This is a genomic window from Microbacterium sp. ISL-103 (genome assembly GCF_018613995.1).
Classification (GTDB): Bacteria; Actinomycetota; Actinomycetes; order Actinomycetales; family Microbacteriaceae; genus Microbacterium.
Genome location: NZ_JAGGPD010000083.1, coordinates 1 through 14,394, shown reverse-complemented (window position 1 = coordinate 14,394; position 14,394 = coordinate 1). Strand labels below are relative to the sequence as shown.

General features: G+C 68.2%; 8 protein-coding genes and 2 pseudogenes. 4 read left to right on the top strand and 6 right to left on the bottom strand.

Going from position 1 to position 14,394, the window contains the following annotated elements; genetic code table 11:
- Nucleotides 1-171: 171 nt before the first annotated feature.
- The 3 genes from J7E68_RS03695 to J7E68_RS03685 form a co-directional block, all read right to left on the bottom strand.
- The gene (locus J7E68_RS03695) at nt 172-1,683 is read right to left on the bottom strand and encodes a hypothetical protein (RefSeq protein WP_215169959.1); all 1,512 of its coding nucleotides are present in this window, start codon (nt 1,681-1,683) and stop codon (nt 172-174) included.
- Between the two features lie 244 nt (nt 1,684-1,927).
- Nucleotides 1,928-2,254, bottom strand: coding sequence for an L-rhamnose mutarotase (locus J7E68_RS03690; protein WP_215169957.1), 327 nt, complete (start codon nt 2,252-2,254; stop codon nt 1,928-1,930).
- Nucleotides 2,255-2,267: 13 nt separating this feature from the next.
- On the bottom strand, nt 2,268-3,596 hold the full coding sequence (locus J7E68_RS03685) for an alpha-L-fucosidase (protein WP_215169956.1): 1,329 nt from the start codon (nt 3,594-3,596) through the stop codon (nt 2,268-2,270).
- 85 nt (nt 3,597-3,681) lie between these two features.
- On the opposite strand from J7E68_RS03685, the gene J7E68_RS03680 reads away from it, so the two are divergent.
- A complete protein-coding gene (locus J7E68_RS03680; protein WP_215169954.1) occupies nt 3,682-5,025 on the top strand; it encodes an alpha-L-fucosidase in 1,344 nt (447 codons plus the stop codon).
- A gap of 63 nt (nt 5,026-5,088) precedes the next feature.
- Nucleotides 5,089-6,459 carry a tetratricopeptide repeat protein gene (locus tag J7E68_RS03675; RefSeq protein WP_215169952.1) on the top strand — a complete coding sequence of 457 codons (1,371 nt, stop codon included), beginning with the start codon at nt 5,089-5,091 and terminating at the stop codon, nt 6,457-6,459.
- An 81-nt stretch (nt 6,460-6,540) separates the two neighbouring features.
- Here J7E68_RS03675 and glgB read toward each other — a convergent pair whose 3' ends face one another.
- From glgB to glgX, 3 genes and pseudogenes are all read right to left on the bottom strand, one after another.
- Nucleotides 6,541-8,745, bottom strand: coding sequence for a 1,4-alpha-glucan branching protein GlgB (glgB, locus tag J7E68_RS03670; RefSeq protein ID WP_215169950.1), 2,205 nt, complete (start codon nt 8,743-8,745; stop codon nt 6,541-6,543).
- Nucleotides 8,742-10,817, bottom strand: a complete 2,076-nt coding sequence (locus tag J7E68_RS03665) for an alpha-1,4-glucan--maltose-1-phosphate maltosyltransferase (protein WP_215169947.1) — start codon at nt 10,815-10,817, stop codon at nt 8,742-8,744. Before J7E68_RS03665 ends, glgB begins: the two co-directional genes overlap by 4 nt.
- A 64-nt stretch (nt 10,818-10,881) precedes the next feature.
- Nucleotides 10,882-12,913: pseudogene (gene glgX / locus J7E68_RS03660) on the bottom strand (glycogen debranching protein GlgX).
- A 94-nt stretch (nt 12,914-13,007) separates the two neighbouring features.
- Between glgX and J7E68_RS03655 the strand changes: the two are divergent.
- Together J7E68_RS03655 and J7E68_RS03650 are read left to right on the top strand one after the other, a co-directional pair.
- Nucleotides 13,008-14,183 (top strand): cysteine desulfurase family protein, encoded by a 1,176-nt coding sequence (locus tag J7E68_RS03655; protein WP_215169945.1) that lies wholly within the window; start codon nt 13,008-13,010, stop codon nt 14,181-14,183.
- Nucleotides 14,184-14,192: 9 nt separating this feature from the next.
- A pseudogene (locus tag J7E68_RS03650) lies at nt 14,193-14,394 on the top strand (tRNA 2-thiouridine(34) synthase MnmA); the annotation flags it as partial.

Genomic DNA, 14,394 nt, shown 5'->3' with positions numbered 1-14,394 from the left:
CGCCGCTGCGCGGCATCCGTGCGTGCTCGTCCTCGCCGCGATCCTGTCGCGTTCGGAAGGAGATCTCGCGTTCCGAAGGAGCGTTCGCGGCATCCGCTCCTTCGCTGGGTGCGTTCTCCTTCGCAGCGTGCGGTCTCCGCGCTGCCGCGGCCGGGACGACGGGCTCGGTCCTCAGCTGTGCGGGGGGCCGAGCGGCAGCGTGCGGGTGCCGAAGTCGAGGATCGAGTACCGCCCGCAGTCGATGACGTTCTCGGGCAGAACCGCGTTCGGCAGATCCCACGGCACCGTCTGCGCGTCTTCGACGAGGAACGACACCTCGCCGACGTCGAAGTCGGTGCGGTTCACGAGCCAGGCGTAGGCGTTGAGCTGATGATCGACCTGCACGAGTCGCGCGGGATCGGCGAGGTGCAGCTTCGGCAGGCGCACTGTCCAGAACTGGCCGGCTCCCGTGCGACCCGAGGCGTCGACCCAGTCGGTGACGCAGGCGAGATCGGCATCGGGGTGCGATGCGGCATCCGCCAGACGCGGGATGCTGAGGCCCCCGACGACGAGAAGCAGCACCCCGACGACGGCCGCGGCCTGGCGCCGAAGCGGAACAGGAAGACGGAGCACGCGCGGGGATGCGACCAGTGCGAGCACCGGAGCGAAGGCGAGTGGCTGAAGGTAGCGGGCCGCGTGGGTGCCGAGCGCGATGGCTCCGACGACGACGACCAGCGGCGCGACCCACGCCATCACCGCGACCGATCGCTCGCCAGGCTCGGTGGCACGCGCGGTTCGCACGGCGGCGAAGATGACGAGCGCGACGATGAGCAGCAGCCCGAGCACTCCGGCGGGGCTCTGCAGCCGTTCGGCGGTGAGACGCGCGTAGTACGAGACCGATTCCTGCCAGAGCGACGGCTGCGCGTACCCGGCGCCGGTGTTCGCGATCCATGCCGCGAACGGAATGCGCAGCACGAATCCCAGCGCGGTGCCGACAGCGAGCACCGAGAGGATGATGAGGATGCGCCCGCGCCCAGACCCGGCGCGGCGCTGCGCGAAGGCGGCGACCCCCAGGATCACGACGAGCGGCACCGTCGCCCACACCGCGAACAGCGGATTGGACAGCGTCGAGATCAGCGCGAGCACACCCGACGCGACCGAGAGCCAGACGCTGCCGCGTCCTCGGTCGAGAGAACGCCGCACGATGCCGACCGACAGGACGACCGCGACGACCGTCGCCGAGTAGTAGGTCGTGGTCAGCTGAAGTGAGGCGAGGTCGAGGGCATCGCGCGAGGAGGAGACGTCGGTCATCGCCACGATGCCGAACACCGCGAGCGCCACGACCGACCACGCGACCGGCGCCGTGCCCTCACGACGGCGCCCCGCGACGAGGCGGACGGCGCCGTAGAGGGCGAGAAGATTCAGCGCCGCGGTCAGGGCGAAGAGGCCGTCGACGCCGAAGGGAAGCGCCGCATCGAGGGCGGTGAACGCCGCGGACTCGGGCAGGAAGAGCACGCTCGACATCGCCCAGTCGAGGGTGTCTCCGGAGAGGAGCGATCGGGAGAGCAGCGCGACGATCAACGAGTCGCCGTCGCGGAAGAGCATCTCGGCGCGGACCGAAGACGCGACCGTCGCCGCGGTGATCAGAGAGACGGCGGCAGCGAGCATCCACCCTGTCAGCTCCCGCACCCATGCCCGCGTCACGGAGCTACTCTGCCACGGCCACCTGCTGATGCCCGGCCGACGGCTAGCGATATCGGAAACATCTAGCCAGGCAACTTTCACCCCTCTTTCCTTGCGGTGGGGGTCGATGTCATTCTTGACGCTGCGGCAGTTCGTAGGGAACACTGCCCACCCCGATGCGTCCTCCACCCCGGTGGCGGGCGCGTCGTTGCGGGGTGCTCAGCTGGGGCTGCGCACCCTGCATCCGCCTGGCTTCTGCCTGCGCTCAGGAAACCTGCGCCCGCAGGTCCCAGATCTGCTCGAGCGGCGCAGTGCCTTCGCCGCCATCGGCGTCGCGGAAGACCTCGACGAAGCGACCGATGTCGGCCTGCCAGGCATGGTCGGCCGGGTCGTCCTCGAGGGCTGCGACCGCGGCATCCCAATCGTCGCAGTCGACGAGGTGGAACAGCCGGTGTCCTGACCGCCAGATCGTCCAGTCGTGGATGCCGATGCGCGCGAACGTCTCGGCGAGGGCATCCGGAATTCGGGCGTGGTTCGTGCGGTAGTCGTCGACCGCGCCGTCGCGGATCTCGGAGTGCAGTGCGATGCGCATGAGGGTCCTTCCGTCAGTCTCTGGGGCGGAACGAGATCGCGACCGGGGTCGTCGCGTCCGCCACATCGACCAGGATCGCACCATCGGCGCGTTCTGCGGCCACCGGATGCTCTCCGATCCGTGCCGTGATCTCGTCGAGGACCCCGTGCGGGTCGGGCAGCTCGACCTGGCCGTTCCGATCGATGACCGCGTGCACGGCGTCATCGGAGCGGGTCCAGCGCAGCCACGGGTCGTCGGATGCCGTCATCCGCTCTTCCGGGCGGGCGTCGAACACGGCGTGCCCGTACTGCCGGGTCCACTGACCGATGCCCTCGAGCGTCTGCCGCTGCAGATCGGGGATGCGACCGGATGCCTCGAGGCCGATGTTCAGCAGCAGGTTGCCACCGCGTGAGACGACGTCGACGAGCAGGCGCACGGCCTCGTGAGGCGAGAGCAGATGCTCGCTCGTCTCATTGCGGTTGTGGCCGAACGAGAGCCCGATGCCGCGGGTGTTCTCCCACGCCTCGCCGACCTCGACCGCCGTGCCGTGCACGTACTCGCTGGTGCGGAAGTCCCAGTGGGATTCACCCCATCGATCGTTGACCACGCCGTCGGGCACCTGGTCGTAGAACGTCTGGAAGGCGTGCGCGAGGCTCTTCGGCCCCGGCTCGATGCCGGCTGCCGGCCACCGGATGTCGCCCCACAGGATGTCGGGGCGGTAGCGGTCGACTAGGTCGATGACGTGGTCGTGCGCGTATTCGGCGTATGCGAGGTCGTCGGGGGCGGGTGCGCCGTCGTGATCGATGGGAGGCAGGTCGGAGAAGTGCCAGTCGAGACCGCCCGAGTAGTACACGCCGAAGCGAAGGCCCGCGTTGCGGGTCGCGTCGGCGAAGGCCCCGATGAGGTCCTGCCGCGGGCCGCGCGCCACAGTGTTGCGCCCGTCGGTGCCCGGGGCGTCCCACAGGGTGACGCCGTCGTGGTGCTTCGTCGTGGGGATGAAGTAGCGCGCACCGGTGGCAGCGACCACGGCGAGCACCTCGTCGGCGTCGAAGTCCTCGGCCTTCCATGCGTCGAGGAAGTCGTCGTAGGGCGCGCCGCCGTAGACCCGGTCGTGATGCTCCCGCGCCGGCGAGCCCTCGATGCGCATGGTGTTGGCGTACCACTCGGCGTAGGGATTGTGGGCATACCACTGCTCGCGAGGGACAGCGCCGAGCTCGCCGGTGGGCTCTGCCCACGCCGGCACCGAGTAGGGCCCCCAGTGCACGAAGATCCCCAGCGCCGCGCCGCGGAACCACTCGGGAAGCGGCCGCTCGAATTCGCGGTAGGCCTCGGGGCGGACGGGGTCGGTCTCGAACATCGCCATCGGTAGAACCTTTCTTCACACCCTTGTGAACGCTTTCGTCTTTCACGTATCCTATAGGAAATCTTGAACTCAAAGGAGAGGTTCGATGACAGACGCAGGCTTCCGACGCCCCACGCAGCGCATCCCCGGCGGGGAGTGGTTCAGTGGCGCGGGCTTCGGCCTCTTCGTGCATTGGGACCAGGCATCGCAGCAGGGAATCGAGATCTCGTGGCCGCTGGTCGGCCGCTCGATCATCCCCGGTGAGGATGCGGTCGAAGACGCTGTGACGGTCGCCGAGTACCAGGCGACGGCGCCCGCATTCGACCCCGTGAACTGGGATGCCGCTGATCTCGCGCGTCGGGCCCGCGAAGCGGGGGCCACCTACCTCGTCTTCACGGCGCGTCACCACGCCGGATACAACATGTTCTTCACCGAGGAGTCGGATTTCGGCGTGCAGCACGGTCCGTTCGGCCGCGACATCACGCGCGAGTTCGTCGACGCGGTGCGCGCCGAGGGCCTGAAGGTCGGCATCTACTACAGCCTTCCCGACTGGAACCACCCCGACTACCCGGCCTTCCGCGACGAGGATCTGCCCTACAAGCTCGAGCACTGGCCCGCCGCGGGCCTCGCCGAGTTCGCCGACACCCCCGACGCCACCGACCGCCACCGGCGCTCGAGCCCTGAGGAGTGGTCGCGCTACCTCGACTACGTGAGGGCGCAGCTGACCGAGCTCCTCACGAACTACGGGCAGATCGACCTGCTCTGGTTCGACGGCGACTGGGAGCGCTCCGCCGTCGAGTGGACGGCCCCGGCGCTGCGCCGCCTGATCAAGGACCTGCAGCCGGATGTCGTCATCAACGACCGCCTCCCCGGCCAGGGCGACTATCGCACGCCCGAGCAGGGCTTCCCTCTCGCGCCTCCCACCGGGCCGTGGGAGCTGTGCCTCACCATCGGCGATCACTGGGCGTGGCGCTCGGGCCCCGACAACGAGAAGTCCGCGCGCTCGCTGCTCGTCACCCTCATCGACGTCGTCGCCCGCGGCGGAAACCTGCTGCTCAATGTCGGCCCAGGTCCGGACGGCACGCTGCCGACGGTCGAGCAGGAGCGCCTGCAGGAGTTCGCGGGATGGATGCAGGCGCACGCCGAATCGGTGATCGGAGTCGAGCCGACCGAGGGCGTCGACTTCCACGGACCGACGACGGCACGGGCCGGACGCCTCTATCTGCACCTGACCGCCGTGCCGGTCGAGGAGATCATCGTGCGGGGTCTGCCCGTGCGCCGCATCACGCGGGTGCACCGCCTCGCCGACGACCTCGAGCTGCAGCACGACGCGAGCTTCGAAGTGCACGAGGCCTCGATCGCCGGCGACGATCTAGGAGAGCTGCGCATCGTCGCCCCCGAACCCAGCGGTGCCCTGATCGACGTCATCGCCATCGACTTCTCCGAGTGACCCGAGCACGACCCGAACACCCGAGCAGCACCCCCCTCACCCATCGCATCGAATCAGCATCCAATGAAGGAGGCAGACAGAATGAATGCACTCTCATCCCGACGCACGAAGCGTGTCGTCCTGACCGGCGTCGCGGGCCTCACCGCCCTCACTCTCGCCGGCTGCGCCAGTGGAGCGGGCGGCGGCGACGCCGGCGGCCCTCTCGTGCTCTACACCTGGGCCGCCAGTGAAGGCGACCAGGCGCAGTGGGCCGACTTCATCGACGGCGCCCAGGCCGAGGATCCCGACCTCGACATCACGGTCGAGGGCCCGAGCTTCTCGGACTACTGGACGAAAGTGAAGACCCGGCTCAGCGGCTCGAACCCGCCCTGCCTGCTGACCACCCAGGCGGCGCGCGCGCAAGAGCTCGGCGACCTGCTGATGCCGCTCGACGACCTGATCGAGAAGACCGGCTTCGACGTCGAGAACATCGACGCGTCGATGCTCAGCGGCATGACCGTCGACGGCACGGTCAGGGCGATCCCCTACGACGCCGAGCCGATCGTGCTGTTCTACAACGTCGAGGCCTTCGAGGCCGCGGGTCTCGACCTGCCGGGCACCGAATACACACGCGATCAGTTCATCGCGGACGCCAAGGCGCTGACCGACGGAGAGAAGAAGGGCCTCGCACTCGCGCCGGGCATCTTCATCCCGAACGCCTGGTCTCTGGCCGACGGCGTGCCCGCGGTCACCGAAGACGGCGAGCTCGATCTGACCAACCCCGACTTCGTCGACCAGGTGCAGAGCTTCTTCGACCTCGTATCGGTCGAGCAGGTCGCGAAGGCGCCGGAGGCGGCGGACGGCTCGGAGGTCTCGCAGCAGGCGTTCACCTCGGGAGAGGTGCCGATGCTGATCGAGGGACCGTGGATGTACGGCAGCTTCGCCGACGCCGCCGACTTCACGCTCGGGGTCACGATCGTCCCGTCGACCAGCGGCGAGGCCGCCGCGATGACGGCCGGTTCTGGCTTCGGCATCGCCGCCAACTGCGATCGCCCCGACGAGGCGTTCGCCGCGATCGAGGTCGGCGACTACGCGGCCGCCATCACCGCCTACGAGAAGGCACTGTCAGAGAACCCGCGTGACGAGGACGCGATGGCCGGCCTCGGTCAGGTGCGTCTTCTCGACCGGGTTCAGAAGCTCGATCTCCAGGATGCACGTGCAGCCGCGGCGGCCGGTCCGCTCGACATTCAGGCGCAGTTCGACGTCGCGGACCTCGACCTCGCCGGTGGTCACGTCGACGATGCCTTCGGGCGTCTTCTCGATCTGTTCGCACAGCTTCCGTCCGATGAGCGCAATCCCGTGCGGGAGCGCCTCATCGAACTCTTCGGGCTCATCGGAGCGGCAGATCCTCGGGTGATCTCGGCTCGCAACAGGCTCACTTCGCTGCTGTTCTGAGCACCCGGCTCAGAGCCGCCACGTTCAGAACGGCACCGCGTCGAGCGCGCCTCTCTCACAGGCGCGGCTCGAGGCGGACGATCAGCCGTGCGTGATGGTGGGGACGTGCGGTTCGCCCTGATGCCGCAGCCAGATCGTCGAGAGTGCAGGAATGGTGATCGTCGCGGTCGCCGCGCCGCCGTCCTCGGCATGGGCGACGACCATCCCGAGGTTTCCTGAGCCTCGTCCGCCGTGCTCGGCGGCATCCGTGTTGAGGATCTCCTGCCATACTCCGGGAGCGGGCAGGGCCAGACGATATCCGGAACGCTCGACTCCGGCGAAGTTGCTGATGACGACCAGACGCCCGCCATGCGCGTCGCGTCGTTCGAACGCGATCACGTTCGGGTCCCAGCTCGGGGCACCGAGACGCGAGAACGACGATGCGTCGTTGTCGCGCTCCCAGAGCGGGGCCTGGGCGCGGTATGTGCGGTTGAGCTCTCCGACGAAGGTCTGCAGCTGTGCGTGCGACGGCTGATCCAGCAACCACCAGTCGAGCTCACGCGACTCCGACCACTCCGCGAGCTGGCCGAATTCCTGTCCCATGAAAAGCAGCTTCTTGCCCGGATGCCCCCACATGTATCCGAGATACGCGCGGACGTTCGCCAGCTTGTGCCAGTGGTCGCCCGGCATCTTCGACAGCAGGCTGCCCTTGCCGTGCACGACCTCATCGTGGCTGATGGGGAGCAGGTAGTTCTCGCCGAAGGCGTAGACGACCGAGAACGTCATCTCGCCCTCGTGGTGAGCGCGGTACATCGGGTCCCGTTCGATGTACTGCAGGGAGTCGTTCATCCAGCCCATGTTCCACTTGAAGCCGAAACCGAGCCCCGCATGATCGGTGGGCGCCGTGACTCCGGGGAAGCTCGTCGATTCCTCGGCGATCATCAGCACTCCGGGGTGCAGGCGATAGGCGGTGGCATTGACCTCCTGCAGGAATCGGATCGCTTCGAGATTCTCCCGCCCGCCGTGGATGTTGGGTTCCCACTCGCCGTCGTTGCGGGAGTAATCGAGATACAGCATGGATGCCACGGCGTCGACACGCAGGCCGTCGACATGGAACTCGCTCAACCAGAACAGGGCATTCGCCACGAGGAAGCCACGCACCTCCGGGCGGCCGTAGTCGAAGATCAGAGTGCCCCAGTCCTGGTGCTCGCCGCGACGCGGGTCCGGGTGCTCGTAGAGCGGTTGGCCGTCGAAGCGGGCCAGAGCGAAGGCGTCCTTCGGGAAGTGCCCGGGCACCCAGTCCATGATGACGCCGATGCCGGCCTGATGCAGGCGGTCGATGAGATAGCGAAGGTCATCAGGGGTTCCGAAGCGACTCGTCGCCGCGTAGTAGCCGCTGACCTGATATCCCCAGGATCCACCGAACGGATGCTCCGCCAGAGGCATGAACTCGACGTGGGTGAAGCCCGCCTCGGTCACGTGGGCGATCAGGGGATCGGCCGCTTCGCGGTACCCGAGGCCGCCGCGCCAGGATCCCAGATGCACCTCGTAGACGGACAGCGGCTGCGCGACCGCGTGGGTGGCCGCGCGGTGCGTCATCCATGCGCCGTCCGACCACGCGTAGGTCGAACGGTTCACGATCGATGCGGTCTCGGGGGGCAGCTGTGCGGCCTGGGCCATGGGATCGGCCTTGAAGATCCATGCACCGTCTCGTGTGCGGATCTGATACTTGTAAGTCGCGCCCGCCGGCAGGTCGGGGATGAAGAGCTCCCAGATCCCGCTCACTCCCATGGAGCGCATCGCATGCGCCTCGCCGTTCCAGCCGTTGTGGTCGCCGACCACGCGCACTGCTGTCGCGTTCGGTGCCCAGACGGCGAACGCCACACCGGTCTCACCGTCCGCGGTGCGCTCGTGGGCTCCCAGCGCCTGCCAGAGGCGCTCATGGCGACCCTCGGCGATCAGGTGCAGATCGATGTCGCCGAGCGTTGGCCCGTGCGGGTACGGGTCGCCGCTGATCGTCTCCTCGTCCTCGCCGTAGGCGGTGGCGAGTCGGTAGGGCACGGCGGGCCCGTCGTGTCGCGCCTCCCAGATTCCGTGGGCTATGTGCTGGAGGCCGAGCCTGCTGCCGTCGCCGAAGACGGCAGCGACCGATGACGCCAGCGGGCGTCGGGCTCTGACCACCGTGATCGTCTTGCCACTGGCGTCGGTCTGCGGGTGCGCACCGAGCACCGAGTGAGGGTCGTGATGGGATCCCGACGCGACCTCGGCCCAGTCCGACGACGTCGTCGCATCTTCCAGATAGCTCATGATCGCTTCCTCACCTTCAGGATGTGCACCGGCTCGGCGAAGGCGTCGAGGCGCACGTAGTTGTGATCGGACCAGCTCCACACGGCTCCGGTCAGAAGGTCTTCGACCTCGAAGTCCTCGCCGAGCGGCACGCCCCAGATGGTTGTGTCGAGATGCACGGTGGTCTCGCGTACCGAGTGCGGATCGACGTTGGCCACCACGATGATGGTGTCGGCGTCACCGGTGCCGGTGAACGCCGCGTCGAGGTGCTTGCTGTACACGAGCACTGCATCGTCGTCGCTCCAGTGCACGGAGAGGTTGCGAAGCTGCCTGAGCGCAGGGTGCTCACGACGGATCTCGTTCAGTCGGCGCAGGAGCGGTGCCAGCGAATCCCCGGCGGCTTCGGCGCCCTCCCAGTCGCGGAGCTTGTACTCGTACTTCTCGTTGTCGATGTTCTCTTCGGATCCCGGACGTGCAACGTTCTCGAAGAGCTCGTACCCTGCGTAGACGCCGTAGACCGGTGCCGCGGTCGCGCCGATGCACGCGCGGATGCGGTACGCGGCCCGACCGCCGAACTGCAGATATTCGGTGAGGATGTCGTGGGTGTTGACGAACAGATTCGGACGCATGTAGTCGCTGGTCTCGTGCGAGACGCTGGTGAGGAACTCCTCGAGCTCAGCCTTGGTGTTGCGCCAGGTGAAGTAGCTGTAGCTCTGCTGGAATCCGACTGCGGCGAGGGCCCGCATCACCGCGGGACGGGTGAAGGCTTCAGCGAGGAAGATGACGTCGGGGTCTGCGGCGTTGACGGTGGCGATGAGCCACTCCCAGAACTGCAGCGGCTTGGTGTGGGGGTTGTCGACGCGGAAGATCTTCACGCCCTCGCGGACCCAGTGCTGCACGATGCGCAGCATCTCCTGATAGATGCCCTCAGGATCGTTGTCGAAGTTCAGGGGATAGATGTCCTGATACTTCTTCGGCGGGTTCTCGGCGTAGGCGATCGTGCCGTCGGGAAGAGTGGTGAACCATTCGGGATGCTCTGCGACCCACGGATGGTCGGGGGAGGCCTGCAGCGCGAGATCCAGCGCGACCTCGAGGCCCTCGCCGCGGGCGGCCCTGACGAATGCGCGAAAGTCCGCCGGTCTGCCCAGGTCGGGGTGGATGGCGTCGTGTCCGCCCTCTGCGGCGCCGATCGCGTACGGCGAGCCGGGGTCGGCTGGCTCCGTGGTGAGCGTGTTGTTGCGCCCCTTGCGATTGGTCGTGCCGATCGGGTGGATGGGAACGAGATAGATCACGTCGAAGCCCATGGCGGCGACCGCGGGGAGCCGCTTCGCCGCGGTGCGGAACGTCCCGCTCTTGATCGAGCCGTCCTTCATCCGCTTCGCGCCTTCCGAGCGGGGGAAGAATTCGTACCAGGCGCCGACTCCGGCCGCCGTCCTCTCGACGTGCAGGGCGTGGTCGGCGGAGGCGGAGCGCAGCGTCGACACAGGGCGATCCGAGAAGATCTGCGCGAGTTCGGGGTCGGTCGACAGCGTGATCGTGGTGGCACCGTCGCCGTTCCGCAGAAGAGCGGCATCCGCACTCAGCTTCCGGCGCTGCGCGGCAGGACGATCCCTCTCGGCGGCGGCTCTGGTCAGCAGCTCCGAGCCGAGAGCGGCCATCACCGGAACGTCGACGCCTGCGGCCACCTTCAGCTCCGCCGCGTGCGCCCACGTCGCGAAGTCATCGGAGAAAGCCTCGAAGCGGAATGTCCACGAGCCCTGCAGGTCGACCGCGAGCTCGGTGCCCCACCGGTCGGTGCCATCGAGTCTGGGGGCCAGACGATGCAGGGTCTCCTCTCCGTCGGGTGAGGTCAGGCGCAGATGGACGCCGATCAGATCATGACCTTCCCGGAACGCCACGACGCTGAAGGGGACGACCTCGCCGACGAACGCCTTGGGTGCGAAGCCGCCCGGAACCCGCGGCGCCGCGTCGACGAGCGGTATGCGCGTGGCCGTGAGGGACCCGTCGTCTGAGGCGGCGCCCAGGGGGCGCAGCGGGATCTGAGCGGGACTCCGGAGAGCCTTCGGGCGGGTACTGCTCGTTCGTGCGGCCACCCCCCGAATGTACCGCTACCGACGCGCCGCGGGTAACGGGCAGGGAGCACCGGCGCGCCGTCGTTCACTCCACGCGGAAGAGCCGCATCGACGTGCCGGGGATGGGCAGGATGTCACCCGGTGCGAACACCTCGCCACCCGTTCCGGGGCGCTCATCAGCGCTTGACCACAGCGACACGAAACGGGTCGCGTCCTCGAGCTCTTCGGGAAGCCGCACATCGATCGGCGACTCGGTGCCGTGGACGATCAGCAGGATGCGGTTCGCCGCTTCGCGGTCGGGAGTGGACGCCGCTACGTACTGCAGGGTGCGGTTCCCGGGGTCGGCCCACTGGTCGCTCTCCATGGTGTCGCCGTTCTGGTCGAACCAGTCCATGACGGACGCGTTGGGGATGTGCTCGCCCAGACGCGCATAGCGGCTCGGGCGCAGCGCAGGGTTGTCGAAGCGGAGGTGGATCAGGCGAGCGACGTGTGCGCGAAGGTCCTCCTGCCACGGCTCTGCCTCCCATCCGAGCCAGGTCATGGCCGAATCCTGCGCGTATGCGTTGTTGTTGCCCCGCTGGGTGCGCCCGACCTCGTCTCCTGCCGTGAGCATCGGGATGCCCGCCGACAGCAGAAGGGTGCCGAGCAGATTGCGCATCGCCTTGCGGCGGGCGGAGAGGATCGCTGGGTCGTCGGTGGGGCCTTCGACACCGTGGTTGAAGGCGCGATTCATGTCGGCACCGTCGCGGTTGTGCTCGCCGTTGGCTTCGTTGTGCTTGACGTCGTACGACACGAGGTCGTGGAGGGTGAAGCCGTCGTGCGCCGTGACGAAGTTGATGCTCGCGAGCGGCCCCCGGTCTGCGGCGAAGGTGTTCGAGGACCCCGCCAGTCGCGTCGCGAACCCGCCGATGCCGACGGGTGCGGAGGCCCGCCGAGCGTAGTCGATGTCGCTCAGCCAGAAGTTGCGGACGCGGTCGCGATAGCGGTCGTTCCACTCATGCCATCCCTGAGGGAAGTTGCCGGTCTGCCACCCGCCCATGCCGACGTCCCACGGCTNNCGCGGTGAGCAGGGGGTGTTCGGGGGTGTACGTGTGCGAGGCGTCGCGGGCGATGGCCGCGGCGAGATCGAATCGGAAGCCGTCGATCTGCATCTCCTGCGCCCAGTAGCGCAACGAGTCGAGCACCAGCCGAGCGCCGGCATCCGTCGAGGTGTCGAGCGTGTTGCCGCAGCCGGTCGTGTCGATGTAGGCCCCGGATGAGTCCTGGCGGTAGTAGCTCGCGTTGTCGATGCCTCGCAGGCTCGACCGGGGCCCGCCGAGACCCTCTTCCGAGGTGTGGTTGTAGACGACGTCGAGGATGACCTCGAGCCCTGCTTCGTGCAGCAGCCGCACCATCCCCTTGAACTCCGCGAGCACCGCTTCGGGGCCCCCCTTGCGGGCGTCCTCGGTCGCGTAGGCGTTGTGGGGCGTGAAGAAGTTGAGGGTGTTGTAGCCCCAGTAGTTGGTGAGTCCGCGCTCGAGCAGGCGCGGCTCCGGAACGAAGGCCTGCACGGGCAGCAGCTCGATCGAGGTGATGCCGAGCGAGTGGAAGTACTCGATCATCGCCGGATGCGCGAGTCCTGCATACGTTCCGTGCAGTGCGGGCGGCACGTCGGGCTGGCGTTTGGTGAGGCCCTTCAGATGCCCCTCGTAGATGACCGTGCGGTCGAGCGGGATGCGCGGCTTGGCCGAGTCGCCCCAGTCGAACCCGTCGACGATGACGACCGAGCGCCATTCCTCGTACCCGTCGCCCTGCGCGAGTCCGCGCGCGTAGGGGTCGAGAAGAAGCGTCTCAGGGTTGAACGTGTTGCCGGGGCCGTGCGGACCGCCCACGCGGAGCGCATAGCGCGTCCCGGCCTGGAGCAACTCGGTCGTGACCTCCCAGATCCCGCCGGGGAGTCGTTCCAGGCTGACCTGATCGATCACCCAATCGAGGTCGGTGGCATCGAAGACGACGAGCTCGATGGACGACGCGTTCTGCGACCAGACGCGGAGGGTTCCGACGCCGTCGTGAAGGCGAACGCCGAGGTTGTCGAGTGCAGTACCGCCGGGCACGGTGATGTCTCGGATCGCGGGCATGAATACACCATAGGGGTCTGCGCTCTGGTGTCAGGACACGTCGCACTCAGTTCCAGGTGCGCCCCGAGCGTGCGAAATGGGGGAGAGTGGAAGGATGCAGCACTATCTCGACCACGCAGCGACCACACCGTTGCGACCGGAGGCTCGTGCGGCGTGGCTCGAGGCGAGCGAGATCGTGGGCAACGCCTCGTCGACCCACGGGGCCGGACAGGACGCGCGACGTCTGCTGGAGGAGTCGCGCGAGCGCGCGGCGGTCGTGCTCGGATGCGATCCGATCGAGGTCGTGTTCACCTCGGGTGGGACCGAGTCGATCAACCTGGCACTGCAGGGGCTCTGGCAGGCGCGTGAGCTCGGGGCGGATGCGGTCGTGATGCCCGACGCCGAGCATCACGCCACGATGGACACGGTGGCAGCACTGATGTCGTCCGGCGCGGTGCTGCGGTCGGTGTCCGTCTCGCGCACCGCGGCGATCGACGTGGTCGAGTTCGCCGGCCTTCTCCCCGGTGCTGCGCTGGCGACCGCCCTCATCGCCAACAATGAGGCCGGAACCGTCAACGATGCGGCGGCGCTGGCTGCAGCCACCGCTGCCGCCCATGTTCCGCTGCACCTCGATGCGGTGTCGGCGCTCGGGCATCTCCCTCTGTCGTTCCGGACGCTCCGAGGCGTTGCACCGGATGCGACGGGTCTCGTTGCGATGAGCGTCGCGGGCCACAAGATCGGCGCGCCCGTCGGCGTCGGAGCCCTCGTCACCGCTCGGACGGCACGTCTCACCGCCATGCTCCGCGGGGGCGCACAGCAACGGGGGCTCCGCGCCGGAACCCAGGACGTCCCCGGAGCCTCCGCCTTCGCCACGGCCCTGGAGATCGCGGAACGGGAGCGGGAATCCGAGTTCGAGAGACTCAGCGCGATGCGGGATCGACTCGTCGAGGGCATCCTCACGAGAGTCCCGGCCGCGGAGCTTCTCGGAGACACCACGACGCGCCTGCCCGGAAACGCCCAGATCCTGTTCCCCGGTGCGGTGGGGGAGAGTCTTCTCTTCCTTCTCGACATGGCGGGCGTCGCGGCCTCCACGGGCTCGGCATGTCAGGCGGGCGTCGCCGAGCCGTCGCATGTCGTCATGGCCATGGGCCGCACCGAACAGGACGCGCGCAGCGTGCTGCGGTTCTCGCTCGGTCGCACGTCGACGCACGAAGACGTCGATGCGGTGCTCGCCGTGATCGTCGACGCCTACTCACGGGCATCCGGCTCCGGCTCAGCCGGTCGCTCGTAGACTGGTGAGATGAGAATCCTTGCGGCAATGAGCGGTGGAGTGGACTCCGCCGTCGCCGCCGCGCGTGCGGTCGAGGCGGGACACGACGTGGTCGGGGTCCACTTGGCGCTGTCTCGCGCCGGCGGCACCCTGCGCACCGGCAGCCGCGGATGCTGCACCATCGAAGACGCACTCGACGCGCGCAGAGCCGCCGACCTGCTCGGCATCCCCT